Raw genomic sequence first — 26,382 nt, 5'->3', positions numbered from 1 at the left:
ATACTCTCCTATGTTCTTTATTCTCTTGGCGTACCTGTAAAATAAATTCCGTTATGAGCAATTTTCCGTTTTTGTCCTTGGAACGAGTCATGAAGAGTTAATTGGTATACTCCGCTGGTGTTCTCGTCAAAGCTGGAACCGTCAAAACTAATAGAGAATGATTTATTATTGCCTAATTGCATATCTTTCTCGAACACAATCTCTTTTTCGTTGACATGTCCGGCGGAATCCGTCAATTCTATGACAAGCTTGTGTTCATATTCGCCCATTTCGTATTCCAGATCTCTATCCAAGTTATAAGTAAAGTCGATTCTTGCGCTCGAACCCATCAATTCCCCTTTTAAGTTCGTAATGGAGAACTTATACGGGTAGATTTCCAAATTGGAAAATCCGTTTTTGTACTGATTCGTATCCAGTTCTAATCCTAAAGCGACTGCATTGACATATCCGGTCGATTTTTCCTTCGGAGGCGTCATCTTGCCCTCCATGATGCCCTCGCCGATGATCAAGTTCATGTCCCCGACTGGAATATTTTTGGGAACTTTGGTCCATAATGTAACAATACTTTTTCCGTTCGGGCTTACCGCATGGTCTACTTGTGTAACGTTCGCTTGATAGTATTGATTTTCCGGTGTGACATAGTAGCCTACGATTTGCGAAAGATTCGCTTGACGAGTTTCAATATTTTTCATTTCCAAATCTGTAGCAATGATGTTGGAACCGACTCCCGGATAAACAACCGTTTTTCTTGTTGTAATTTCCGCTTGTCTTCCCGAAGTATGAATCGTATGCAGATTGCCGAACTCTACGGTTGGGATTTCGTCGATTTTACCTGTGTGAACAAAATCGATCAACTCGGATGAACTCTCCCCAATTTTCTCCAACAAGCTGACTTGCAGCTCGGCAAAATCCAGACCGTACGGTACTTTGGCCGTCATGTACAAATCAAGCGTTCCTTTCGGAGGCACGACGAGACTGCTATCGCTTTGTACAAGTTTGGAATCGCCGCTGGCGTCGGCACCGTCGATTTTGAATACTCCTTCCATCTTAGGCAATTCTATCGCCTTCGTACCTGCGTTTTGAATTGTCATATTAGCCGCGATGATATCGCCGTCTACCCAAGGCAGGCGCTGAATCGACGACAATTGAACGGTAAAGTTGCCTTTCTCGTTATTGATGGTATATTTAACGCCTTTAGAATTCGAAGTAGGATTCACTTCCGGAATTTTAAAGATGGCAACCGGGAACTCCATTTTTTCCTTAGCATTCGGATCTGACGGCATATTCACCGACAATTTCAAGTTTTCAATACCGACATATTCAGGTATCGACACGCTAAGTCTTATATTTTTCTCTTCTAAAGGTTTTAATGTCGTATTTTCAAGAGCTTTGGTAGCAATTGGGAAAGAATATCCGTCATTTGCTCTAACTACAAATTCGTAATTTGGAACTGTCACTGTTTGGGCACTAGAATTTTTCAAATTAAAGTTTAAAGAAACATTATAATCGTCGATGCCTCTGCTAATACGCGCAGTCGAGATTTTACCGGCCAATTTGGCATTGCCTACTGTGATTTCATTTACCTCATAACTGCCGGTTACAAGTTCGTTCATCGTCTTCGTCGGCAAATCGAACGTTCCGATCGCCAGACTTGTCGTTTCAACTTTTTCTCCGCCATCTTCTTGCAAAATTTGCAATTGCAACTTATCCGTTTTTACGGTTTTCGGAATCATCGTCACTAAATTTAAAGTTTTCTTATCCCCAGGCTGAATTTTGTATTCAACACTGGCCGCGTCTGCTTGCAACGGATAATTAGCCCCGTCCGGAGTTCGAACTACAAATTTGTATTTCGGATCCTCAAGAACTTTAAATCCGGCATTCTCGATTTGAAGCCCAACTGTGGCGTAGTTATAGTCCTCCGACTGGTACATATAAAATTGACTTACGCTAGCCTTGGCCCAAATTCCGTTCATATTCATATTTTTGACTTTGCTGAACGGAGTCGCTGTTGTAAAATTGCTCGGAATTTGAAATTTCCCCAGTTGATTCTCATAATTCGGTTTGCTAAAATCCCATTTCACAACTTCAAAGATCAAATCGCTAATTTTTGTATTCTTACCGATTTTTGCGAAATATGTAATGTTAACTTGTGACTGAGGGGCTACCCGCTTCTTTTCTTTATCTTTCGTTGTCAGATTGCTGGAATAAACTGTGCCGCTCTTCGATTTCACTCTGGACCAATAATCAATTAATGCGATATCTTTCGCATCCTTATTATTGAAAGTTAATGTATATGTCAGTACATCACCTTCGTCTAGAGTTAAAATATTCACATCCGTCAAAGTTACTGTACTTTTACCAGAGATATTTACCGGCTTTAAATCAGTCAAAGTATTCACTTTAGCCGGAGCTTGATTAGTGGTTTGCTTTGTCGCTGTCGTGGTTGTCTTTGTCGTCTTCGGTGCTTCTTTCGCATTCGCTATTGCCGCAGATTGGCTTAACAGCACTGAAAATGCAAGCACTATTGCGAGTTTGTTCAGCTTTTTCAAGAATTACGCCTCCTTAAAACATTTCTATAGATATATAGACGTAATTATTGGGGGGAAAGTTTCGGAAAAATTTGCGCTTATGTATTTTGTTTATATAAGGAAAAAAAGTTCGTGGAACGGTTACTTGAAACGAGAAAAAGCGCCCGGGGGCGCTTAACGTACTGTACTACTTTAATTCAACATCAACAAGGAATATTTGATAGATTTCTGATGGAGAAATGAAAACTTTGGGCTCAACAACGAAAAAGAGTGTAGCTCCAGCGGGAATATATAGATTAGGTGCCCAACGCACTGTATCGTTCTCTTCTATATATAGCTTCGATGTTTCTGTTCCGTCTGCATAACGAATTTTTATAGCTACATCGTATATCCCTTCCCCAAACTTCATTAAGAGCAAATCAACCATTTTGTGTCGACCGGTATTATTTGTCCACTTGTACCAATCAACGTCATCAGGACCGGATAAAGACATATCAAAATGTTCTCCAGGAGGTGTCAAATTAATTGGAAATGCCGTATCTTGAGTATCACCGAAACCTGCAGCCATCGGGGAAAAGTCAGAACTGGCAAACGCAGAAAACGACAACGCAAACATGCAAGCAATAACAAGAAGTAACGAAAAAATTTTTTTCATGGAATCGTCACCCTTCTTATTTTTTGGAGGCGGCCGTCCTCATCTCTAATTCTACCAATATTTAACTAGTAAATATATGGGTATAAAGTATTATTTACATATTTGTGGGATCATACTATAAGTATTCCTTTGAGAAGTAAATGCAATAATGATATTCAGGTTGAATCAGGGCAGCGTTAATTTAAAAAGGTTGCCTGATCAATGGAACACCGCTCCAAATACTATATTAGGTCATGAAAAAACCAAGAAGCCTATATAAATAGGCTTCTTGGTAAAAAGATAAGATTAATTAACTTCGAGTTTTCCGGCAGCAGAGTTACCTTCTGCTCCGTTGCCTTTCAAGTCTGCAATTGCTTTGGAATTAGCGTTGTAGGATTTGAGAGTAAGTTCAACATCGTAAACTTTACCTTTCTCCCAAGCTGTCTTCGGTGTAAATTCCACAGCCAGTTGTTTCGATTTACCGTCTGCTACTGCGCCAAATTTTCCAGCAATTTCTTCAACGTTGAAAATCTTCTCGATTTTCGCTTTTTCACCATTAACCTTCACTTCAACAATATCCTTATCGGTGCCGTTAAATTTAACGTGCTCGTTGAAAGTAAGAACGGCCGAATAGGTGTTGTCGGTAACAGAGTAAGAGAATTTCAGTCTGTTCGAATCGAGTTCCGGTTTAATTTCGTCTTTCAATATATAGCTGCCAGACTCAATTCTCTTACCAAATTCGTTTTGAGTAGTAGCGCCAGGAAGAACTACGAAAAGTTTCGCTGTCGTACCGTCACTCAACTCATATTCAGTATCCGGTCTCAATTTGGCTCCGGATTTGACTTTAAAGACAACTTCCGTTTTGCCATCTTTGTTCTCTTTGGAATATTGCGTCAGAGCAAGACCTTCTGCTTCAAAGTCGCTATCGTTAATGCTGGAGACAATTCCGTCAAATTTCACTTTAACAGTGTCTCTGGAAGTAGCAGTAGCTTCTTCAACTTGGATTGTTACTTTAGCTTCCGGAGCAACCTTTACTTGTTTGATAGAACCGGAGATAAAGTTTCCTTTCGTATCCGCTACGTTGATGATGCGAAGCGCGAAGTAGGATCCTCCTTCCCCATCCGTAGAAAGTTTAGTTTCGGAACGCGGTAAAATCAACTTCACAGTATTTGCATTCGCCAATTCCACTTTCGTATCTTTCGGGAACGGTTCAAACTTCGTTACGTCCTCAGCATCGAATTTATCATCTGCAAATTTTTGAGTAGAGAAGTTGTACTTGTTGATGTCATCCGCTTTACCCGAACCGTCAACAGCCAAGGCTTTGTCAAATTGCACATAAATCTCAGCTTCATATTTGTTGCTTACTCTACGCTCTTTGTACCATGCTTTAGAAACATTAGGTCTGTTCACATCGGCAAAGTCAATCGTTTTGGAGAATGGCAACATCGTGTTCGGAACAGCGGCCGTGTCACGGATGCTATTTACTTCCAAAACATATTTGCCTGCATCAAGTTTGCCGATCGTTTCGATCGTAACTTTTTTCTTGCCGTCGAATTTCAGGTTGTTCGGATGGCCTTTGTAGTTGAAGCCTTTCGAATCCACAACGCTGCCGCTTTCCTTTTTCAAGGTGAAGTTGTCAGCATTTGTCGCATCTTTTGTTTCAACATCTTTGCTGAATTCGACCGTAATTCTGTATTTGCTGTCATTCTCGATTGCCTCAGTTTTTACGTTAGCAACGTAAGGACGTTCGCTGTCAAGCTGAGGAGTAACTTTTGCTTCACGATTAGCGGAGTTGTTGCTGTAGTCAGTAACGCCTTCCAGGTAAACCGTGTTTTCACCCAAGCTCAATTTGTTATCGTCGTTGAAGAACAACGTTGCTTTGTTGTCTCTGATTTCGATCGAGTAAGCTTCTTTCGACGAAGAAGTGTGGTAAGCTTTCTTCACCGATTTTACCGGTTCGTTGAAGAAGATTTCAACTTTCTTCAAGTCTTTCGTCGTACCGGAAACAACTTCCGGAGCTACTGTATCTTCAGCAACTGTGAACGTGATCTCTTCCGGAACGTTTTTGTAATTCGCAAAGTCTTCAACGTTGCTCACTTCCAATTTGTGCTCGCCAACGCTCAATTCCGTCGAGATGATTGCGACGTTCGGATAGCTGTAATCAACATATCCCGATACGGATTTTCCGTCAACTTTGTAATTGGAAGTAGTGTTAACCGTCGAACGTCTTACCGGTTCCGAGAATACTACTTTGAATGCTTTCGTTCCCAAACCAACAACTTCTTGGACTTTAGGAAGCGTAATGTCAACCGGTTTGAATTTTACTTTTTGGTCAAAAGTTTTGGATTCATCCGAATTTTTGACATTTTTGATTTCAAGTTCGTATTCTTTTTGGTTAACCAAGTCGTTGCTTGAATCTTCTTTCAGAAGAATCTTGGCTGATTTTTTATCTTCGGACAACGAAACGGAATCAACTTCAAACCCATCAATCGTGTAGTTGTACTCTGCTGTTGCGCTTTTCTCGTCAACTTCACCGTCGAATGCAACTACGATTTCTTTCAGGTTGTCAGCTTTTACAGACTCAATTTTTTGAGCTGCAGTCACTACATAAGTAGCTTTAACTGTGTACTCTTTACCGTTTGGATGAGTTACTTTCACTTCAGTTTCTTTGTTAGCTTCGAGCGCTTTTTCAAGCTCTACTTTAACAACTTCGCCGTCAGTGAAAGTTACTTCGATATGTGTAGCGTCAACCACTTTCACTTCTTTAGGTTGAAGTTTAGCGTCTTCGATCGCTTGGAACGCTGCATAGGAAGCGTCAACCAACAAGCTGCGGAGAGCCGGAGCTTTCAGTTCGGATCCTGCAGGAATCAAGCCAGCTTCAACTGCTGCTGCAACATAGTGTTTGGACCAGTTAGCGCCTGGCTCTTCAGCCGGAACTTCGATGTCCAGTGCCAACACCAATACTTTTGCCATTTCTTCAACAGTTACGTCGCCGTTTGGATCGAACAATTTAGCTTTTGCGTTTTTACCTTGCATCAAGCCAGCTGCTGTTACAGCTTCGATAGCTCCATGAGCCCAGTATTCAGTGTTGTACACACCGCCACCGGAAAGCTTATCGTTGTAAGATACAGTGCTGGAGTTGAGGTCAAGATCCAACAATCTTGCTACAACCGTTGCAAACTCTGCGCGAGTCATTGTTTTGTCAAGACCGGCAGTGCCGTCTTTGTAGCCAGTGAATATGCCTTCCTCTTTCAGGAAATCATATTTCTCTTGAGTAGTAAGTTTCTTTTCTGCCTCCGCACCGAACGCTACAGACGCGAACATGGAGAATGCCATCGCTGTAGAAAGTGCGACTGATAAAATTTTCTTCATAACCTTTGTTTCTCCTCCTTGATTATCATGAGAACCTTGTTTAGTAAAATGGTAGCTCTTGTTACTCATTGCCGATTCACCCCCTTCCCCGAGTTGAGCAAATTGCTATAATCATGTCTGCAATCGAATCGATCACAGAAACTAGTAAACAAGACAAGCGACATATGAAAAAAATGTAGATTCGTAGCCTACCCTAACATTATACAATGAGTCCCAATAATCGTAAAGCCATAATTTCGCAAGTTAGGAAGAACCTGTGTCGAATCGGTTAAAATTTATTCATTTTTTTCTTGTCATCATCTTAAACGCATGAAACGAGCAAAAGTTGCGTTCTTTTTTCAAAAAAAATTTGAGAAATTTTGCATATGGCCAGCTATCAGTCCAGATCATATCGGCATGATATATTTTAAAGCCACGGTTGCTAGTATAGCACGGTGTTAGAAGCCCGTCATTAAGAAAAAATTGTAAAATAATCAAGCCAAAAACAAAGGCGCCTTTAGAAAAGACGCCTGATCTCGGCCAACCTGCCTCAACATTATCTGATTTTCATGGCCAATTCGATGATTGTGGCACGCGCTTTCGGATTCGTATGCAGATTTTCATACATCCGGTCGAAATGCTCGCGATTATCCTTGTACATTTTCTCATGCTTAATCGTGCGATGCGACCAATCAATCAGTTCGTTCTCCGCCTTCGTCAAGGAGTTGAACGCGTCATGAAACCCGGTTTCAAGAACGATCTCTTCCATAACTTCTTGCGTAATTTCTTTATGTTGGCGAACTTCCTCAATTTTCTGTTGAAGAATTTTGGCTTTCTCTTCAAATTTCGTTTTGGCCTTGTCGTATTCTAACTGAGGCTTCGATTTCATCAGTTTCATCGAGTCGGATTCTCCCCTTTATGCCTTTTTTCGTTATTGTAACGTAAAGCGCAGAGAATTACAAAAGGTAGTGAGAGGAAAAGAGAGCCCCGCAGGGCTCCCAGTAGCTTGCCAAAGCATTCATTTACTTGATTTTCCTTAACTTTCTCATGATTCTTTCGGCAATAACAGCCGCATCGGCCCGTTTTAAATTAGATGTCGGATCAAAACGGTACGTCGGTTTTTTCTGTCCTTCCACCATTTGATTCGGAAGACCTTCGATATACCCCGCTTTATTGACAGCAAGTACTGCCGGAACCATATAAGGATCGATCGTATTCGCGTCGGTAAATTGCTTTTGCAGCTTCGGAAGGTCTTTCTCCTTCGTGCCTAACTTCAAGTTTAGCGCACGCGCGATCATCGTCGCCGCATGCTCCCGCGTCAAATCGCCATTCGGGTCGAAGACCCGGGGAGCGATTCCGCGAATAATCCCTTTGCGAACCGCTGTCTCGACATATCTGTAATCCCATAGTACGTTAAAACCGCCATAATTGCCGACATCGTCGAATGTAGGATTATTCTCATCGTACTCCAATGGGATGTCCAGTATTTTCACCAGCATCGTGGCGAATTCGCCTCTCGATACGTTCTCGTATACACCGAATTCATAATCGTCGATCGGATTCATAATTTTGCTGGAAAGCATAATTTCCAGGCTATTACGCGCATATGGATGCCCGATAATATCGTCAAACGTATAACGAAGGCCAAGAATCGCATAATAACCGAAACCGTCGAACGGCGCAGTTATCGTTTGTTTCTTCGCATCGATGGTCCCTCCGAGCGGAACCCACATTTGGTCGCGGTCTACCCAACGCCATATCCCCAGGTTTGCGGAAATCGCGTCGCGAATGTTCGGATCGTACTTCATCGTAATGGTTCCTCGTTGTGTCGGTTCCATCCATTGAATGTTGGAACGATCATAGAAGTTGGGATCTTCGATCGGATCGTTATACGATTTATACGGAAGTTTTCCTTCAATGACTTTCGTGACATTCCCCATGCTGTCTTTCTCGATATAGCCCGCGTCCATCCAGAACAACTCGGAAGCGTAGCCGTAACGGCTTGGCAGAGTCAACCATTGAATAGCCGAAAAATCGGCCGGAATTTCTTTAATTATACCGTCTTGAGGTCTTCCGGAAACTTCCTCGCCTACCGCATTATACTTCTTGAGAATTCGGCCGTCATTTTTGTCCGCGATACCGAACAGGATTTGCTGATTGTCGAACATGTTTATTTCAGGAGGCGCTTGTCCAGGCAAGGTGTTAGCCTCCCTCAGCAACGTCCCTTTCGGCAAACTTATGATCATGTCGCCTTTAAACAGCGTCGTTTTGCCTGATTTCGGAATTTCCGTTTTAAATAATGCGCCGGGCAATTTCTCGCCGGCATAATTTACGGTAAATTGGCCGTTAATTTTTTGATCGCCTTGAATGACCGTAAATTTGATCGTATTTTTCCCTACCTTTAAATTGTTCACTTCGCCGCGGAAAATATCGTTCGTCTTATCCTTAACAAGCTCCTGCTTGCCGATAAGCACTTGATTGGCGCCTTCCGCTTCGATGCTTACCTTCAAGAAATTTTGGTTGATGACACTTTCGTCCGGCAGTTTCGGAGAAAGAATCGAGAAAGACGCGTTCTCTTTGACGATCGTGATGGTATGAGATACGTTGGCCGAGCCTTTGCGCGCGGTGATCGTAATGCTTTTCTCTCCCGTTTTGGAAAGCGTGAGCGCATCGGTGTTCTCGTTCGGCTGTTTAAGCAAGCGGAAATGATACAGAATCACTTCATTTCCGTTTTCATCCGTCATTGTATTCCCGTTTTCGTCTTTTAGCGGTTCGGATCCTTCCATAAAGAGCCGGTTATTGTCAAACAACCATGCGTCGCCGTCCTGTTTGGCGTCAGTCCATAACTTTCCGTCTACCCGGACGTCAAACTTATCGGCGCTTCGAACCGTGAACAGCACTTCCAGCGCTTTTTCCGAAGTGGCGTATTTGTTGTCCGATACAAGCTTGAATAATCCGCTCGGATCGTCGTTTTGCCGGATCGGAATCCCGGCCGGATCTACAACGAAAGGAACCGGAAAGACTGCGCTGATCTCAGGCGAATATTTAGCGAAAATATAGATCGTGATTGTCGTGGATACCGGAATGCCGTTGGTCGTTCCCGTAATCTTGATCGTATTCGGGCCGGCAACCAATAAATTTTGTTCGGCATCGCTAATTGTATATTCCAACAAGTTATCTGTACTGTTATTATTTGGCGCTCCCGTCAATTCTCTGCCGTTAATAGACAGCTTAATCGAACTCAAGTCGGATTGGGAAAAATTCGTATGCTTGATAACAATTTTCTCAAGATCTTTATTCTTATTTAAGATCGTTCCATCCTGAATATTCACAATTTCCAGGTAAGGCGCGGATACATAACTGACCGTAACCGTTCTGCTGTCCGCCGCGCTTGCTCCCGGCGTGAACACAAGATTTTGCTGCCCCGGAGGCATGCTTGTTATTTTAAATACAATCCCCGCTTCTCCGTTCGCAAGCGTACGCGATTCGTAATTAAAATTAGAAGCAGCATTGCCGTTGACCAAAGATTTCAAATCTACGGATGTCGCGGCGCTCGTTTTTACCAAAATATAAACAGGCAGCCCTAGAAACGTTGCATTGGACGACAAAGGCGCGCTTCTGTCATAAGTAATTTTGGAACCGTCGTCAATGACGTTAAATAGCTGTTGGATATCCGTAATGTAAGCTGACGAAGAGGTGCGATTCGTGAAATTAATGGCATAGTTGACCGTTTGTTTCCCGTATTCGCCCTGCACGTGCACATTATGCCGCCCCTCCGCATTCACGGTTAATCCCGGGCTTAAATTGGAATAGAAGAAAGTGATAAACCGGCTGTCTTTCGATACCTTGTCCAAATTGCTTGCTGTACCGGTTACCGATTCGAGATTGTTATTAGGATCGGTTAAAGTCAATTTCAAGTTATTTAATTGCTCTTGCGCAGTGTTCTCCAATTTAAAAACAACCGCAACTTTTACAGGCTCGGCGCTCGCAGCCGTTTTGTTCACCGTTCCGTTTTTCTCAACCTTCGTATTGCCGATTTCCAAGTTGTAAGCGGTCGGTCCCCCGCCGTAATAAACGACCTCGCGGGTTTCTGTGATCGTCTTTCCTTCGTTGCTCGCGGTAATAACCAGCGTATTCAACCCGTCTACCAACGGAATGTCCGATGCGACGTAATTTTTTCCGTCTCCGGAATACATTTTCTTGCCGTTTACGTAAACTTCTTTCGCATTGGTCGCCCGCAGTGTGATCGATTTCGTATCAATAACCGTCGGATCGGTGCTGTCTCGCAAAATGCGTCCGTCTGCCGCTTTAATATCATATAACATCGGAGCGTTCGAATATCTGACGAATACTTCCGCGGTAACAACGTTGCCTAACGAATTGTTCCCTTTCACCGTGATCCGGTTTAGCCCCGAATCAAGCTTGATCCCAGGAAAACGGAACGTCATCGAGTTCTCGATCACCGGTTTGACATCGGTCCCTTTGCGGCTTGACACCACTTCAATGGAACCGTCCTCTTTCAAAATAATCGTATCGATCTCATAGGATATGCTGTTCGCCGATACCCCGGTAAACGTCCCCACCAAATCGACCGTTTGCGTATTCACTTCGGTTGGATTCTTTACGTCATCGTTAAAATTGGCAATTTGAAAATAATCCGATGCCGCCGCCGCTTGATGCGACCCTACGGGCAGCCAGGCGACAACTAGAGAAAGCACCAACATCATACTAACCAACTTGCTCCACATTCTCGACACTCTTCGTCCCTCCTTCTTATATTCAACATCCGCACGATGCAGATTTGATAACTTGTCCATTCATCTCCACCTTCTCCCTGATTTTACTTGAAATCCCCTTGGTAAGAGACCTTTCTACAAAAAATAGTCACGTATTTCTGTTATCGGTCGAAAGTTGGCGAAATTTTAGATGTTGCGGCAAAATTTAAGGAGGTTCGTAAATGATGGAAACATATATATCACGGCTAACGGAACCAGGGGACTCTATTTGATCAAAATCCACACTTTTTAAAATCTAACGGATGTGAGAGACCTTATTTGCCGTAATACGTTCATTTCTCCCTCCAAAACCAACGAATAAGAGCGCTGGGTTCCGTTAGAAACGGAAAGGACGGCTTTTTTCCACTTTAAGGTCCTCGAGTTCCGTTACAAATGTTGAACGCCGCTCTCGCAAGCCGGCCCAACATAAAAGCCCCTATCCGGTATGCCGGATAAGGGCTGATTCATACAAAAAATTATTTCGAATGCGAGTCGGTGCCTGTTTTCATGCGTAGCCGCAGCAGGAAATCGAGCAGCGGTCTTCTGGTTTTGTCTACGATGCCGATAATTTCCGCGCCGATTTGCAGGCTGAAGAGCATGATGCAGACGACGATAAACGTCACCCAGTTCGCCTCATGCACGGCGGCGATCGATTGGATAATCGCGAGCACGCCGAAGAACGTGGCGATACCGTAGATGATCAAAACCGATTTGCGATGGCTGAAGCCGAGCTCGCGCAGGCAATGATGCAGATGGCCTTTGTCCGGCGCGAAGATCGGTTTCTTGTTGCGCCAGCGGCGTACGATCGCGAAGAACGTATCCGACAGCGGCACCCCGATAATTAACAGCGGAGTCAGGAACGACACAACCGCGACCTGTTTAAAGCCGAGCAACGATAACATCGCCAAGCTGAAACCAAGAAACAAGGAGCCTGAGTCTCCCATGAAAATTTTGGCCGGATGAAAGTTGAAAAATAGAAATCCGACCACGCTGCCGAGCAGAACAAGGCTGATCAGTACAACTTCCCAGTTTCCCATCACGAACGCCATAACCAACATCGTGCCGATCGCAATGCCCGACACGCCGGCCGCAAGTCCGTCCAAGCCGTCGATCAGATTGATCGCGTTCGTCACGCCGACGATCCATATAATCGTGAGCGGGATAGCAATCCAATCCGGCATGGAAATATGGCCGCTGCCGAACGGAATGTTGACGAAATTAACGGTAACGTCGAATCCGAACACAACAACGCAAGCGGCGACGATTTGGCCGAGCAGCTTCACCTTCGCCGATAATTCAAATCTATCGTCCAGCGCGCCGATCAGCACGATAATCGAACCGCCGACGAGCAGAGCTTTCATTAAATTCGCTTCCCGCACCGTATCGAAGATGCTGTCGGGAATCCATGGATAAATAAGCAAAAAAGTGATAATAACGGCACCGTAAATGCCCAATCCTCCAAGACGGGGCATCGTGCGTGTATGCACTTTACGCGCGTTCGGCACGTCGACCGCGCCGATTTTGACCGCGAATTTTTTGACAAGAGGCGTCAATCCAAGAGCGAACACGAGTGCGATGGCAAATCCGAATACATAGATCATTTCCATTTGGTACTCTCGACCCCCTATTTCTCTACCGGATTGAATTATACTCCGATCGAAAAATAAACTCCATCCCTGAATTTAACCGTTTGCGCGTTATTTTACTATATTTCAATGAAAATGTTAAGGTTTTGTCACGTTTTCTTTGTCGCGGACCACTTTCCATGCGAATTTCGGAAGCGCAAGCATTCTTTTGAAGCGCCGCGGCTCCTTCGCCAAGCGATACAACCATTCGAGACGAAGCTTTTGCACCGCTTGGGGCGCACGCTTCAGCTTGCCCGAAATAACGTCGAAGCTTCCCCCGACTCCCATCATAATCGGCACGTTCAACTGCTGACGGTAGCGCGCAATCCACGGCTCCTGCTTGTCGGCCGAGCGGGCGACGAAGAGGATGTCCGGATCGGCTGCGCGAATTTGCGCAACGACCTCGTCGTCTTCGCTGTCTTGGAAATATCCGTCCCGGATTCCGACGATGCGGACCGCGGGGTAATCGAGTTGAAGCTTCGCCGCGGCGGCCTCGATGACTTCCGGAGAACTCCCCAGAAGGAACATCTTCCACCGGCGCTTCTCGCCCGCACGGAACAGCTCGTGCACCAGATCGAAACCGGTTACCCGTTCCGCTACCGGCTCGCCGACATATCCTGCCGCCCACACGATCCCCGTACCGTCGGGCACGATCAAATCGGCTTGCTTCATGACGCTCATATATTCAGGGCTTCCCAGGGCCGTCATCACCATAATCGGATTGGCGGTAATGACTTGATGCGAATCCCGGCGCTCTACCGCGTCGATCAAATATTCCACCGTCTGTTTCATATCCATCTTGGAAAAAGGAACGCCGTAAATGGAAACCGTAGGCACAGATTGACGCCGTCCGGCAGGTTCCGGTGCTGGCTGCGATTCGTGTTGCAGTGAATTCACCTAACATCACCCTTTGTTTAGACGTAAGTAACGAACGATTTGTTTCGCGGGCAGCTGAGATTCCTGCTTCAGCCGTTCGATTCCCGCTGCCTGGCTGCGGCGCCATTCTGCGCCATGCGCAAGCAGACGCGCCGCTTCGGAAGCGGTGGCTTGCGGGTCAAGGTACGCCGTTGTCCCGACGGCAACCGAATTCAACCGATGCAGGAAGTGATCGATCTTCGGATCGTACGAAATGCCGAGCAGCGGCACGGATTGCGAAGCCGCATAAATGAGCGAGTGCAGCCGCATGCCGATCAGCAAATCGCAGCGGCTCACTTCCCCAAGCATCGCTTGCGGATCTTGCAGCGGCGGACAGATGCTTATGCGGCTGCCGCCCCCGTCTACGCCAAGGCCGGGGCCGCCGTTCTGGCCGATCCGGTCGATCACGTAGCGCGACGCTTCCTCGTCGCTTGGCAGATGAAACGGCAGAAATCGCAAATGGACGGCGCTCCGCTTGCACAATAGGGCGAGCGCTTCGGCACAGCGGTCGAGGTCGGAGCGGTCTTCGTTCCAATAGCGCACAGAGACGCCTACTAGCGGCAAAGGCAAGTCATCCTCGGCGGATTCGGCGCCGGATACGGATACCCTCGCTTCCGCATCCGCACCCCCATCCGGCAGCGGCAACCCCATTACCGGATCGGGCACGACATCGATCCGCCCCCGCGCAACGCCCATCGCAGCGAGCAGTTCCGCCGACTCCTGATCGCGCACCGACACGTAAGCGCATTTGCGAAACGCGCGGCGAATCATCCCGTAGAATAGTTTGCGCCGGACCGGGCCAATTCCTTGCGCATATATAAAGGAAGGTTTTCCGAGCCATTGGGCGATTTTGACAATCGCCAGATAATACGGAATCGATTTGGCGCTCGTCGCATCTTGCAGCAAACTGCCGCCGCCGCTGATCAAGCCGTCGCTTTCGCGCAGCGCGCGAACGATATCGCCCAGCTTCATGCGCTGGACCGCCTGCACGCCGTAAAGCCGGGTCGTCAGCGCCGGGTCGGCGGACAGAACGACCGGCTCGACCGCGATCCCTTCCGCCTGGGCTTGCTCTTCCAACGCGGCCAGAATCGACTTCAACACCGCTTCGTCGCCGCTATTGTTAAAACCGTAGTATCCGGAGATGACTATTCTTTTGCTTGTACCAGCTTTCGACCCCATGTTTGCCAACACCTTTCAAGGATCTGCCACACCCCTGCGGCGATAAGTCCGATGATGAGACCTAATCCCAAACCGAGTACGACACGTATCAACGAAATAACGATCGGCGTATGAATATGCGCAAACGTATCGACCAAGGACAATTGCCCCATCGCTGCGATAATGAACAAATAAACGGCGTTCCGATACTTGAAGCTGAGGAAGAGACCGAGCACAAACGCCGGATGGGCCATCATAAACTCTTTAAACCGCGGACGCACGCCGAACGTATCTTCCAGCAAAGTCCGAATGACCATCTCGATTCCCGATACTTTCCCCGCATTGCCCGTCCGCGTCAGATAATAATACCCGGCCGCGCCGAGGACGCAGAATGCAACGATCCATAGCAATGTAATCGGCGTTTTGAGCAGTTTGCGCGCTTCGCCGACGACCGAATCGCCGCGGTACAAGAACACATACAATGCCACGAGACCGATCGGAGCGAGATGAAGCAAGCTGACGCCGCGGAACTGCTCCAATACAAGGCTGTAAGTAATATTGTTCAGCAGCGCGATAATTAACGGTACGGATGCCAAGGAGATCGCCGCCGTTTTCGCGTACAGCGCGATGGTCAACCCGACGCGGCGGCCCGCCGTCATGTCCGGCTTCGCATCCGCGACCGACATCACCTTGCGAACGAGCAGCACGAGCGCGATCGTAGGCGAACTGATCGATACGCCGAGCGCCATCGCTTGTTCGAGCAGAGGCGGCGACAATTTATAAAGCCCGGCCGCGCCGATTAATCCGATAACAACAGCAGGAAGCATCAACACAGGGATAAAATACGAGATAAGCAAAGCGATCAAAGCCACCCCGCCGATCAATACGAACAGCTTGGCGTAACGCTGCCATGACGCGTCGTGGACGTTGAACGCCTGAGCTTGTCCAAGCTCGAATCCGTTGCTCTCAATGCCTGCAATGGCGTTGCCCGGCTTCTGCAAGCTGCGGATCAAATTGTCCACCGAATTCGTAATCGACGCCTTGGCCGGATTGGTCGACGCCTGCGTGTTCAAATAAATCATGCGGATATTGCGGTCCTTCGTCCCCAGCACGAAGCGGTCGGCTATGACGGATTCGCTAAGCGACGAGTCCGCTTCGCTTAACGAGTAGATTCGCACGACATTATAATTGATAAGATACGCCAGCTTGTTCATTCCTTTTTGCGGCGATTTCAAATTTTCGATGGCGGCGATGCCGATATCGTATTTGTTCAACAACTCCGCAAACGCGGCGATACTCTTCTTCTCGGCGTCATCGGTATAACCTTTCACCGATTCCCCTTCGAACAAGATTCGTTTCACCCCGAGCGCGGCGTATTCCGCAAACAACTGCTCCATCGCTTGTTGATCGTAAGGCAAGCTGTCCGTTAAACGCGGAACAATATGAAACCCTTTGCCGTGCAGCATTTCCATCGCGATCGGATCTTGCGGCATCGGTTTCAGCACGGCATTCTCCACCGGCGTTTCAATGATGAGCCCGTTCTTGTCGTTCCACGTCCAGGGCTTCACGCCGATCTCCAGGCTGGAGAACGTATTCGTAACGAGCGGCGCGATTCTGCGCTCGTTCTCTTCGTTCGTAAACAGAATATACGTATAATTTTCGTTCGGATTAAAGGCTTGTCCGGTTAATGTCGCCATCTCGGCAGCGTTATATACCAAGACGCGGCGATTCGTTTTATATTCGGCAAGCGTGCTTTCGAACATCGCCATCGACTGCACGCCCGCTTCTTTCAGCCGGTCAAGCTGTTCGTCGACATATTGCTGCGGATTCGGTTGATAAGCGGCCACGTCCAATAAATCGCGATAATCGAAAACAAATTCGACCGTATTCGCGGATGATTCGGTTTGTATCCGTTGGTAAGCGATCGGCAATGACGCGAGAATTCCCAATATGACGAGTCCCCACAGCCATTTCTTCGTCCGTGCGTTCCAACGTTGCAAAAATGAAAGCACAAGTTTCCCTCCTCAGGCAAAATTCGGATGACCTCCCCGGAAAACATGCAATTCTCCAAAGAGGTCATGCCCTCAATTCTATCCATTTATCCTTTTCTAAAAATATTACAGTTTTTCCGTTACCGCCTCAACCAGACGGTCGAGCGCCGCGGACGCCTGATCGTACGATTCGCCGCGCACGGCAAAGTATAACTTAATCTTCGGCTCCGTCCCGGACGGGCGCAGGCAAAACCAGGAGCCGTCCTCCATAATAAACTTGAGCACGTTCTCGCGCGGCAGCCCGTCGATGCCTTCCGAATAATCGAGGCGCCGCTTGACGTTCACGCCGGCCACTTGAGCCGGAGGATTCGATCTCCATTCGGACATGATCGATTGGATTTGCTCCAATCCGTCTTTTCCTTTCAAGGTGCGGGACTCTAGTTTTTCCAAAAAATACCCGTGCGATGCGTACAATTCGCTCAATACGTCATACAACGTTTTGCCTTGGCTTTTGTAATAGGCCGCAGCTTCGCAGATGAGCATGGCGGCAATGACGGCGTCCTTGTCCCGCGCGTACTCGCCCGCCAAGTAACCGTAGCTTTCCTCGTATCCGAACAGGAAAGTATGCTCGCCGCTGGCGGCGAATTGCGTCATTTTCTCGCCGATATATTTGAATCCGGTTAACGTATTCAGCACTTTGGCGCCGTAATGTTCGGCGATGACCGCCCCCATCTCGCTCGTTACGATCGTTTTCACGACCGCGCCGTTCGCGGGCAGTTCGCCGGCGGCTTGCATTTGGCTCAATAAATAATGCACCATGATCGCGCCGGACTGATTCCCCGTTAATACCTCATACTCGCCTTGGTTGTTCCTCACCACCGCGCCCATGCGGTCCGCATCCGGATCGGTCCCGATAATAATATCGGCATCGATTCGTTCCGCAAGCCGCACGGCCATCGCGAACGCTTCGCGTTCTTCCGGATTCGGCGACTTCACCGTAGGGAACTGGCCGTCAGGCCGTTCCTGCTCCGGCACGACATGCACATTCCGGAAGCCGATTTCCTCCAGCACCCGTCGCACCGGCATATTGCCCGATCCGTGCAGCGGCGTATAAACGATGGCGAACGATTCTCCGAGGCCGCCCGCCCCTTCGATCCGGCTGCGATTTCGGCTTTGAGCCGCCACCGTCGTTATGTACGATAGATCCTCCGCTTCCCCAAGCCATTGCAGAAGACCTTGCGCTTCCGCTTCTTCGCGCGCAGCCATGCGTACTTGTTCGAAGGAAGCGATCCCCCTGATCTGCTCGATGACTTGCTCCGCCTCATGCGGCACGAGTTGCCCGCCCTCCGCGTTATATACTTTGTATCCGTTATATTCAGGCGGATTATGGCTGGCCGTAATGACGATTCCGCCGCTGGCTTTCAGCGCGCGAACCGCATACGACAATTGCGGCGTCGGCCGAAGCTCGGGAAACACCTTCGCCTGAATGCCGTTCGCGGCAAGCACGAGCGCCGACGTCAGGGCGAATTCGGGAGAGTTCTGCCGCGAGTCGTACGCAATGACGACGGATGGATTCTCTCCTTCTTTCCGGTTCGCCAAGATGTATTGCGCAAATCCTTGCGTCGCGCGGGCGACGGTATAGCGGTTCATCCGGTTCGTTCCCGCTCCCATAATGCCGCGCAACCCGCCGGTGCCGAATTCCAAATCTTTATAGAACCGCTCTTCGATTTCGGCGGGCTGATCGGCGATCGCGCGCAGCTCCGCCTTCGTCGCCTCGTCAATATGCGGATCGTTCAACCATAATTCATAAGCTTTCCCATGCTTGGTGTTGGACTGGTCCATGCTCGTTTCAGTCTCCCTCCGTAAGTTTTTCTTTCTTGCACCTGCTGCGTATTAGGATGGGTCGGACAGCGCAAACATAATTTCGCCCTCGGCCACGACGCGGTCTCCGACTTTCGCCGTTCCTTTTCCTTTGCCGATCGAGCCTTTCAGGCGAATGATTTCCACTTCCAAAGTCAGCGTATCGCCAGGCTTCACTTGGTCGCGGAACCGGAATCCGTCGATACCGGCCAGAAAACCGATTTTGCCGCGGTTCGCCTCTATGCTGAGCATTGCCACGGCGCCAACTTGCGCGAGCGCCTCTACGATCAGCACGCCCGGCATCACCGGGTATTCGGGGAAATGGCCGGCAAAATACGGCTCATTCATCGTCACGTTCTTCAAACCGACGACGCGTTTGCCCTCCTCGATTTCAACGATCCGATCGACAAGCAGAAACGGATAGCGATGCGGAATAATTTCTTGAATTTGTTGAATGTTCAGCAATTGAAAAGCTCCTTTCGGACATAAACTCGTATTGAAGATGAACCTTGCATCACGAATAAAAAAACGCTTTATTGAGCAACATAGGAGTATCCTTCATGAACTGCAGTCGTGAAGGTTGAGATAAGGAGCCTTATTCAGCGAGCGTCCCGCTTTTATGAATAGGCTCTTTTCGGTTTAAATGTTTGAATTGGAAAATATAGATGATCGTCGTGACAAAAGAAAATACGATGACCGCCCACAAAAGTTCCCGCGCATAAGGCAAGGTGAAGAAAATCCACAGAATCGCCACATAATAAAGAATCGTCGTCAATTTCCCCATCCAATTCGCCGGCACGGTAAGAAAACCTTTAAAATGAAAAAAGGCCGAGCCGATAATCATGCCTGCGTCGCGGACGAACATCGCCAGCGCCGCGCTCCAGGGCAAGTCGCCCGATACGAGGAGCGAGATCATCACCGCAAGCATCATCGTTTTGTCGGCAAGAGGATCAAGCATGCTGCCGACCGTTGTCACCTGATTGCGTTTGCGTGCGATGTATCCGTCCAAAATATCGGTAAGCCCTGCCAATAAAATGACGGAAAAAGCCGCATACCGATGTCCGCCTGCGAAAACCAGGATATAGACCGGAATCAAAACGAAACGCGCCAGCGTCAACATATTCGGCAAATTCAAGGTTGTCCCCCTCCGTACTCAGTCTCCCAAATATTATACAACTCTGCTTAAAAAAATAAAACTCCCCATGCGAGGAGTATATTATTTCGCAAATATTAAATCAAACACATGTCTCCACGTGCTCCATTGCATCACATCGGAAGCCGGTTGTTTGCCGAAAACCACATACCCGACGACCAGTCCCGCATATAGAGCAATGATAAACAGTACCGGCACGATTAATTTGCGTAAAATCAAAAACGTGATGCGCGCCCATTTCGGCATAGAACCACCGCCGTTTTTCGTTTCCATTTCCATACTCACATTGTTCCTCACTTTGAATAAGCATCCCCTTTCTTGGTGCAAAGCCGGTCATTCTCGTGATCAAAAAGGGGATTGATTCACCGTCCGTACACGCATTATGCGCGTAAGGTGTTTACCAGACCCATCATATTGTCGCTTGACGTTAACGCTCTGGCCGTCAATTGGTAAGCCCGCTGCACTTGCATCATGTCGGCAATCTCGTCCGTCAGGCTTACGTTGGATTGTTCCAGGAAACCTTGGCGTACCGCCACACTTTTCTGTTCGTCAAGCGGTTCGTCCATATCGATAGCTGCCAGAACGACCGTAGGATCGGTATTCCCCGCAATGACAAACAAATTATCGTCCGTCTGCGTCAGCAAATCAGGCCGCCGCGGCTGTACCAGCTTCATTCGGGCGATCTCTTCGCTTTCGGTGCTGCCGGGCTGCTGCGCCGTCACATTGCCTTTCTCGTCTACTTGAATATGATATCCGTTCGGAACGGCGATCGGTTGGTCTTCCGTATCTACAATAAGATAACCTTGGCTGGTCGTCAAGTATACGTTCTCTTCGTCGCCTTCCACCGGATTCAACTGCAAAGCGCCACCGCGCGTCCAGCCGGTGAGACCGTCCGCATTGACTTCAAACAAAGCGTCGCCTTCAATGGCCAAGTCGGTCGGATTGCCCGTATTGAGCATCGCGCCTTGGGACAAGTCCCACGACATCGTGTTCAGCCTGGCCCCCCAACCTGCCGTAAATCCGGAGGGCGTCATCCGTCCGGGCAGCTTCATTGCTTCCTCATGCTGCACTGCCGTGGTCAACACATCTTCGAACGTAGATTGCTTGCGCTTATATCCGTTCGTATCCATATTCGCGATATTATCGGCGATGATGTCCAATTTCTTCTGAATGCCGCCCATCGACACCATGGCGGAAATCATGGAATTGTTCATTAGCGAAGCCCCTTCCCACTTAGGTATATTCATGCCTTGCTTCAATCATTCTCTTACTGTACTCGTCCGACCTCGTTTACCGTTTTTTCCAAGCTTTTATCGTAAAATTGAATGACTTTCTGATTCGCCTCATAAGCGCGCGCCGCAGCCATCATATCGACCATCGCCTGAGAAGGATCGACATTGGAGCGTTCCAGATAGCCTTGACGAACCTCTACGTCGTCGGTATCGTTGACAGGCCGCGCAGCAGCCGCATCTTCTTCATTCGCGAAACGGAAATTCCCGTTTCCTTCCTTAATAAGCAGATTCGGATTCTCGATCCTCGTAATTAATAACTGTTCAATATCGAATACAAGCTCTCCCGTCGTTGCGTTAAACCATTCTCCGCGCCCGTTGACCGACAGTTCGCCAATGGCCCGATCGCCAATATCGATCGGCTGTCCATCCACGCCAAGCACCAGAGAGCCGTCGCCGGCTTGCAAATTGCCGTTCGCATTGACGGTAAATTTGCCGTCGCGAGTATAGCGGGTTTCCCCGTTGCCGTCTCGCACCGTGAAAAACGCCTGCGGCTTGAACACAACTTCGCCGTCCTGCGTGACGGCTTTGCCGGATGCGTCAAAGACCAAGTTCGGGTCCGCGCCCGTTAAATCCGCTACAAGCGCAAAATCCGACGCGCTCTGGGTCTGTCTCAAATCTCCTTGCATAAATAGCGGAATGCTTTCTTCCGAGAATACACCCATGTTCAACTGGCCGATCGACTTGGCGCCGGGATTGTCCGCGCCGACCAAAGCGATCAGCATCTCCGGGAACGCGCGCGCCGCCGCATTCACCTGCTTATAGCCGGGCGTATTAAGATTCGCGATATTGTTCGTTACCGTATCGTGCCTGCGTTGCTGCGTCATCATTCCCGACGCGGCCGAATATAAACCTCTGAGCATGTAAGGGAACCTCCTTAAAGTTTTGCGGAGCAAAACTGACTTCGTAAGCATCAACTTAAGCTTTGCGGAGCAAAGCTGACTTCGTAAGCATCAACTTAAGTTTTGCGGAGCAAAGCTGTCACTTATGAGTTTGCCGAAACCTCGCCTCAATGAACGAGACAAACTAATTAGCGGTAAAAACTGCCTTTATTTTGCTTATAGCTAGGCTTGTCCCGAATTTAGCGCCATTCTCTACCGTTAATTTTGGCAAATTGCCCATAGAACTATATTCACGCCTAAATTAACGGTACAAATTACATTTAATCTCATACTTTAAACGATAATAGGCGAATTAACGGTAGTTTATACCGCTATATGAACGTATCGTCCCGAACTAGCCTTATCCGTTCGCCTCAGACGATCGGGGAAACCAATGCCCGCCGCCGAATCAATCTTTACCTATAATATAGTTATCGGCAGCGCTACAGTTTTTTCTTAGCGACTTTGTCGAGGTTGTCCAACATAATGCCCGTGCCTTTCACAACGCAATGCATCGGATCGTCGGCGATCAAGACCGGGACCTTCAGCTCCTCGGCCATCAGTTCGTCCAATCCGTTCAGCATGGCGCCCCCGCCCGTCAAAATAACGCCGCGATCGATAATATCCGCCGACAGCTCCGGCGGCGTCCGTTCCAGCACCGATTTGGCGGCGGCGACGATCGACGATACGGGTTCCCATAACGCTTCCCGGATCTCGGTCGAATTAATCGTCACCGTGAGCGGCAGCCCGCTTACCATATCGCGGCCGCGTATATCCATCTCCTCTTCCCGTCCGTACGGATATACCGTCCCGATATTCACTTTAATATCTTCCGACGTGCGTTCGCCGATCAACAGCTTATATTTATTTTTTATGTATTTCATGATAGCGGAGTCGAACTTGTCCCCTGCGATTTTAATAGAAGAGGCGGTTACGACATCGCCCATGGAAAGCACGGCTACATCTGTCGTTCCGCCGCCGATATCGACGACCATATTTCCGCTGGGCTGGAATATGTCCATTCCAGCCCCAATGGCAGCAGCCTTCGGCTCCTCTTCCAAGAATACTTCCTTCGCTCCGCAACGTTCCGCCGCTTCGCGTATCGCTTTCTGCTCGACGGACGTAATGTTCGTCGGGGCGCAAATGAGAATGCGGGGATGACTGTACCATTTCCGACCGCCCACACGATCGATGAAATACTTCAACATCGCTTCCGTTATTTCGAAGTCCGCAATAACCCCGTCCCGCAAGGGACGAATTGCAATGATATTACCGGGCGTGCGGCCGACCATGCGGCGCGCTTCTTCCCCGACGGCGAGCACGCGTTTTGATTCGTTTTCGATCGCGACTACGGAAGGTTCGTCTAATACTACCCCCCTCCCTTTCACGTGGATCAGCACGTTCGCTGTGCCGAGGTCGATTCCGATATCCTTGCTTATCATGATTACATTGGCCTCCAAAGTAAAATATTAGTAAGTCATAAACTTCGACATTTACCGGGAAATTCCTGCACATTATTTACTATTTTCTAAACATATCATACTTTGGGCGGGTTACACAATGACTATTGCTTGCTCTCGCACTTCTCCATATTCTTCTTAAGATTTTCCAGCGGTGATGACTTCGCGTTTTTTGCCGCTCGACTTTTTATACTTAATTTTCGTTGCCTCTCCTCCCCGCAAATGTCGAATCGATTTGTGGTATTCGAGAATGTGCTTAACCTGATCCGCCAAATCCGGATTAATCTCCGGTAAACGCTCGGTTAAATCTTTGTGCACCGTGCTTTTCGATACTCCAAACTCTTTCGCAATGGTACGAACCGTATGTTTGGTTTCAACGATACAACGCCCAATTTTAATGGTTCGCTCTTTGATGTAATCGTGCACGCTCCCGCCTCCCTACTCGAGATAGTTTGGTACATTATATGAGGGGCGTGCCTATATATTCTTTGTTTCCAAGCCTGACAAGCTCAAATCTGTACAAATTTTTTCGGGACATGCCAAAAGGACAGAGGGGTTTCCCCCCTGCCCCGACGGCTGAAACGCTGCATTTTCCTATGTTTGTTCAAGAAATTCCCCGGGAATTTCCCGAAACCCGGATCCTGTCCGGAAAGACTGCTTATTTTTGAAGCAACGGTTCCGGATTGACCACTTTGCCGTTTTGATACACTTCGAAGTGAAGATGCGCGCCCAAGTCTTTTTCAAGCTCGTTGCGTCCCGCGGAAGCGATCGGATCGCCTTTTTTCACTTCATCGCCTTCTTTGACCGCCACGTCGTCGGCCAAGCTTTGGTATACCGTCTTCACATTGTTCGCGTGCGTAATTTCAACGACGTTGCCGAGAATCGGATGGTTCTGCACTTGCGTAACCGTTCCGTCCAGTGCGGCCGTTACTTGGAACGTCTTGCCGTCTTCGCGGCCCAAGTCGATCCCTACGTTCGGCGTGAACGTATCGTTGTACTGAACCATCGCCTCTTTATGTACTTCCGCCGAAGCGTCCGTATCATAGAATGGCATGACGACCTTGACTTCGTCCCGGTTTTTCACCGGCCAGCCTAACGGTTCCACATTTGCCGCCGTTTCGGTATGCTCCGGATCTGTCGCCGCTTCGTTCCCCGTCGTAACCGCGTCTACGTTTTCATTGATGGTATTCAAGCTGAGCTCAGGGTTGTCCTTCGTTCTAGCACCCTGGTAGACGAAAAATACGGTTACTAAGATTGCGATAGCTGCCATGTACACTGCAGGAAAGACCCATTTTTTCGACAACATCCTTTTCCATGAAGAAGGCTTTACAGCCGCCGCTCCCGAGATCGATTTAGAAGCGTCTTCGTGGACTTGCTTCGATTTGTTTTGTTCATTCATTTGCATATCACCTCAGTAACCATTGTTACCGCGGCGAACACTTTTATACCTGTTATCAAACTAATTTTTAAGATTGCTATTCCAATAGAGTATCCGCGCTTTCCTAAAGCCGCTTCCCGTGCGGGATGGAGCAACGCATCCGACCCTACTTGGAACCGTTCCGTAATATATTCGAAGCTTTCTCGAATTGAATTCCCGTATAATAATGTTGCAAAATTTGCTGCGCCGTTTTCCCTTCCTTCGCCATCCCGTTGGCCCCCCATTGGCTCATGCCGACGCCGTGGCCGTTGCCGTAAGTCGTAATCCGTATATTCGCGCCGTCGATAGACCAAGTGAAATGGGAGGATCTCAAACCTAGCTTTTCGCGAACCTCTCTCCCGCTGAACGATTGCCCTCCGATTTGGATTTGCTTGATGCGGCGCCCTTTCGTCCTTTCCAAGACGCGAATGGCCCCCTTTCCCCCGGCCTTATTTCCGAACGCCGGGACGGCCGCCGAATCGAGATTCAGCTTTTGCAAAAAATCGGAAACCGGCATCGTCACCGTTTCCTCGTAATTCGGAGCCAGCGACTTGTCCCACGGGCTGGAAACGCTGCGAAGATACGGAATCTTTTGCTGCCAGTAGTCTTCCGAATTTTCCGTATATCCGTTGCTGGTAGAGAAAAAGACCGCCTCGATCGGTTCGTTCCGGTATGTCATAATCGTATCGCCCGTTTCCGCCACCGCCCGGCCGATCCGGTCTTGTCCGGCGCTGTCGGCCGTTCCCCGCGCGGCCCCCTTCTGGGAAATGTACGCTTGATGCGCAACGGTGTCGGTAATATCCGCCCCCTCGACAGGGACGCCGCTCCTGTCGCCGGCGGCTAACCGGCGGACGATATAAGTGCGGGCCGCGATCGCTTGCGCCTTTAACGCTTCTAGCTCGAAATCGGCCGGCATCTCGGCCGCGACGACGCCGCGGACATAATCGTTCAATGCTACCGTTTCAATCGCATTCTCCTTCGTTACATAGACGCGCACTTCGATTTCCATCTCCGTCTCTCTACCAATTTCCGTCTTCTCCTTCGGCGCAGTCTGTGCCAGTTGCCCCGCCGAATGGTATTGCCGGACCGGAACGTCGTCGACCAATAGCAGCGGAATGCAGAGAGCCGTTCCTATTAATCCCGCGGCCCACATCGCGATCCACCCTCCCGGGGGGATTTTGCCGCAGGCGCGCCGGAACGCTCTTCCGCCGCCGCGAAAGTTGAATTCAATACGTCTCATTGTCATCCTCCGTGAGCTGTTTCTAGCGATTTGCCCGATCCATAGTTATATGAATTTCTCATTAAATAGATATGAGCTTTACAGACAAGCTAGAACTAAAATAAA

The 26,382-nt window shown here is 48.5% G+C and carries 19 protein-coding genes; all 19 read right to left on the bottom strand.

Annotation, left to right across the window (positions count from 1 at the left end; all coding sequences use genetic code 11):
• Positions 1-17 precede the first annotated feature (17 nt).
• The 19 genes from KQI79_RS02790 to spoIID all read right to left on the bottom strand — a co-directional run bounded on the left by KQI79_RS02790 (position 18) and on the right by spoIID (position 26,277).
• A complete protein-coding gene (locus KQI79_RS02790; RefSeq protein ID WP_216536704.1) occupies positions 18-2,549 on the bottom strand; it encodes a hypothetical protein in 2,532 nt (843 codons plus the stop codon).
• Between the two features lie 166 nt (positions 2,550-2,715).
• Positions 2,716-3,183 (bottom strand): hypothetical protein, encoded by a 468-nt coding sequence (locus tag KQI79_RS02785; RefSeq protein WP_216536703.1) that lies wholly within the window; start codon positions 3,181-3,183, stop codon positions 2,716-2,718.
• Between the two features lie 285 nt (positions 3,184-3,468).
• Positions 3,469-6,603, bottom strand: a complete 3,135-nt coding sequence (locus KQI79_RS02780) for an S-layer homology domain-containing protein (RefSeq protein WP_216536702.1) — start codon at positions 6,601-6,603, stop codon at positions 3,469-3,471.
• Positions 6,604-7,069: 466 nt separating this feature from the next.
• Positions 7,070-7,411: a hypothetical protein gene (locus KQI79_RS02775; RefSeq protein ID WP_216536701.1), complete on the bottom strand. Its 342-nt coding sequence runs from the start codon at positions 7,409-7,411 to the stop codon at positions 7,070-7,072.
• 124 nt (positions 7,412-7,535) lie between these two features.
• Positions 7,536-11,261, bottom strand: a complete 3,726-nt coding sequence (locus KQI79_RS02770; RefSeq protein ID WP_253297923.1) for an S-layer homology domain-containing protein — start codon at positions 11,259-11,261, stop codon at positions 7,536-7,538.
• Positions 11,262-11,764: 503 nt separating this feature from the next.
• Entirely contained in the window at positions 11,765-12,895 is a 1,131-nt protein-coding gene (locus KQI79_RS02765) for a glycosyltransferase family 4 protein (RefSeq protein ID WP_216536699.1), read from the bottom strand.
• 117 nt (positions 12,896-13,012) lie between these two features.
• Positions 13,013-13,711: a WecB/TagA/CpsF family glycosyltransferase gene (locus KQI79_RS02760; RefSeq protein WP_216536806.1), complete on the bottom strand. Its 699-nt coding sequence runs from the start codon at positions 13,709-13,711 to the stop codon at positions 13,013-13,015.
• Between the two features lie 105 nt (positions 13,712-13,816).
• Positions 13,817-15,007 carry a polysaccharide pyruvyl transferase CsaB gene (gene csaB, locus KQI79_RS02755; RefSeq protein WP_216536698.1) on the bottom strand — a complete coding sequence of 397 codons (1,191 nt, stop codon included), beginning with the start codon at positions 15,005-15,007 and terminating at the stop codon, positions 13,817-13,819.
• The gene (locus tag KQI79_RS02750) at positions 14,974-16,998 is read right to left on the bottom strand and encodes a DUF5693 family protein (protein WP_216536697.1); all 2,025 of its coding nucleotides are present in this window, start codon (positions 16,996-16,998) and stop codon (positions 14,974-14,976) included. Before KQI79_RS02750 ends, csaB begins: the two co-directional genes overlap by 34 nt.
• A gap of 105 nt (positions 16,999-17,103) precedes the next feature.
• Positions 17,104-18,819, bottom strand: coding sequence for a phospho-sugar mutase (locus tag KQI79_RS02745; RefSeq protein WP_216536696.1), 1,716 nt, complete (start codon positions 18,817-18,819; stop codon positions 17,104-17,106).
• A gap of 51 nt (positions 18,820-18,870) precedes the next feature.
• Positions 18,871-19,302, bottom strand: coding sequence for a 3-hydroxyacyl-ACP dehydratase FabZ (gene fabZ, locus KQI79_RS02740; RefSeq protein WP_216536695.1), 432 nt, complete (start codon positions 19,300-19,302; stop codon positions 18,871-18,873).
• Positions 19,303-19,432: 130 nt separating this feature from the next.
• On the bottom strand, positions 19,433-19,972 hold the full coding sequence (locus KQI79_RS02735; RefSeq protein WP_216536694.1) for a CDP-alcohol phosphatidyltransferase family protein: 540 nt from the start codon (positions 19,970-19,972) through the stop codon (positions 19,433-19,435).
• A gap of 81 nt (positions 19,973-20,053) precedes the next feature.
• Positions 20,054-20,269, bottom strand: a complete 216-nt coding sequence (locus tag KQI79_RS02730) for a DNA-directed RNA polymerase subunit beta (protein WP_230190882.1) — start codon at positions 20,267-20,269, stop codon at positions 20,054-20,056.
• Positions 20,270-20,370: 101 nt separating this feature from the next.
• Positions 20,371-21,204, bottom strand: a complete 834-nt coding sequence (locus KQI79_RS02725; protein ID WP_216536693.1) for a flagellar hook-basal body protein — start codon at positions 21,202-21,204, stop codon at positions 20,371-20,373.
• A 53-nt stretch (positions 21,205-21,257) separates the two neighbouring features.
• Complete coding sequence (locus KQI79_RS02720) at positions 21,258-22,142, bottom strand: flagellar hook-basal body protein (RefSeq protein WP_216536692.1); 885 nt, start codon at positions 22,140-22,142, stop codon at positions 21,258-21,260.
• Between the two features lie 461 nt (positions 22,143-22,603).
• Positions 22,604-23,602, bottom strand: a complete 999-nt coding sequence (mreB, locus tag KQI79_RS02715) for a rod shape-determining protein (protein ID WP_216536691.1) — start codon at positions 23,600-23,602, stop codon at positions 22,604-22,606.
• A 156-nt stretch (positions 23,603-23,758) separates the two neighbouring features.
• Complete coding sequence (gene spoIIID / locus KQI79_RS02710) at positions 23,759-24,046, bottom strand: sporulation transcriptional regulator SpoIIID (protein WP_216536690.1); 288 nt, start codon at positions 24,044-24,046, stop codon at positions 23,759-23,761.
• A gap of 232 nt (positions 24,047-24,278) precedes the next feature.
• The gene (locus KQI79_RS02705; protein ID WP_216536689.1) at positions 24,279-25,019 is read right to left on the bottom strand and encodes a M23 family metallopeptidase; all 741 of its coding nucleotides are present in this window, start codon (positions 25,017-25,019) and stop codon (positions 24,279-24,281) included.
• Positions 25,020-25,164: 145 nt separating this feature from the next.
• Positions 25,165-26,277, bottom strand: coding sequence for a stage II sporulation protein D (gene spoIID, locus KQI79_RS02700; protein WP_230190884.1), 1,113 nt, complete (start codon positions 26,275-26,277; stop codon positions 25,165-25,167).
• Positions 26,278-26,382: the final 105 nt, after the last annotated feature.

The sequence above is a fragment of the Paenibacillus sp. MSJ-34 genome (genome assembly GCF_018918005.1).
GTDB lineage: Bacteria > Bacillota > Bacilli > Paenibacillales > Paenibacillaceae > MSJ-34.
The sequence above is the reverse complement of the archived record's forward strand: the minus strand, read 5'-3'. Positions and strand labels throughout refer to the sequence as shown.

Excerpts from the sequence above, each read along its gene's own strand:
- KQI79_RS02785 (WP_216536703.1), bottom strand. The coding sequence starts at position 3,183 with ATGAAAAAAATTTTTTCGTTACTTCTTGTTATTGCTTGCATGTTTGCG.
- KQI79_RS02780 (WP_216536702.1), bottom strand. The coding sequence starts at position 6,603 with ATGAGTAACAAGAGCTACCATTTTACTAAACAAGGTTCTCATGATAAT.
- KQI79_RS02775 (WP_216536701.1), bottom strand. The coding sequence starts at position 7,411 with ATGAAACTGATGAAATCGAAGCCTCAGTTAGAATACGACAAGGCCAAA.
- KQI79_RS02770 (WP_253297923.1), bottom strand. The coding sequence starts at position 11,261 with ATGTGGAGCAAGTTGGTTAGTATGATGTTGGTGCTTTCTCTAGTTGTC.
- KQI79_RS02765 (WP_216536699.1), bottom strand. The coding sequence starts at position 12,895 with ATGGAAATGATCTATGTATTCGGATTTGCCATCGCACTCGTGTTCGCT.
- KQI79_RS02760 (WP_216536806.1), bottom strand. The coding sequence starts at position 13,711 with ATGGATATGAAACAGACGGTGGAATATTTGATCGACGCGGTAGAGCGC.
- csaB (WP_216536698.1), bottom strand. The coding sequence starts at position 15,007 with ATGGGGTCGAAAGCTGGTACAAGCAAAAGAATAGTCATCTCCGGATAC.
- KQI79_RS02745 (WP_216536696.1), bottom strand. The coding sequence starts at position 18,819 with ATGGACCAGTCCAACACCAAGCATGGGAAAGCTTATGAATTATGGTTG.
- KQI79_RS02730 (WP_230190882.1), bottom strand. The coding sequence starts at position 20,269 with ATGGAAATGGAAACGAAAAACGGCGGTGGTTCTATGCCGAAATGGGCG.
- KQI79_RS02725 (WP_216536693.1), bottom strand. The coding sequence starts at position 21,204 with ATGAACAATTCCATGATTTCCGCCATGGTGTCGATGGGCGGCATTCAG.
- KQI79_RS02720 (WP_216536692.1), bottom strand. The coding sequence starts at position 22,142 with ATGCTCAGAGGTTTATATTCGGCCGCGTCGGGAATGATGACGCAGCAA.
- mreB (WP_216536691.1), bottom strand. The coding sequence starts at position 23,602 with ATGATAAGCAAGGATATCGGAATCGACCTCGGCACAGCGAACGTGCTG.
- KQI79_RS02705 (WP_216536689.1), bottom strand. The coding sequence starts at position 25,019 with ATGAATGAACAAAACAAATCGAAGCAAGTCCACGAAGACGCTTCTAAA.
- spoIID (WP_230190884.1), bottom strand. The coding sequence starts at position 26,277 with ATGAGACGTATTGAATTCAACTTTCGCGGCGGCGGAAGAGCGTTCCGG.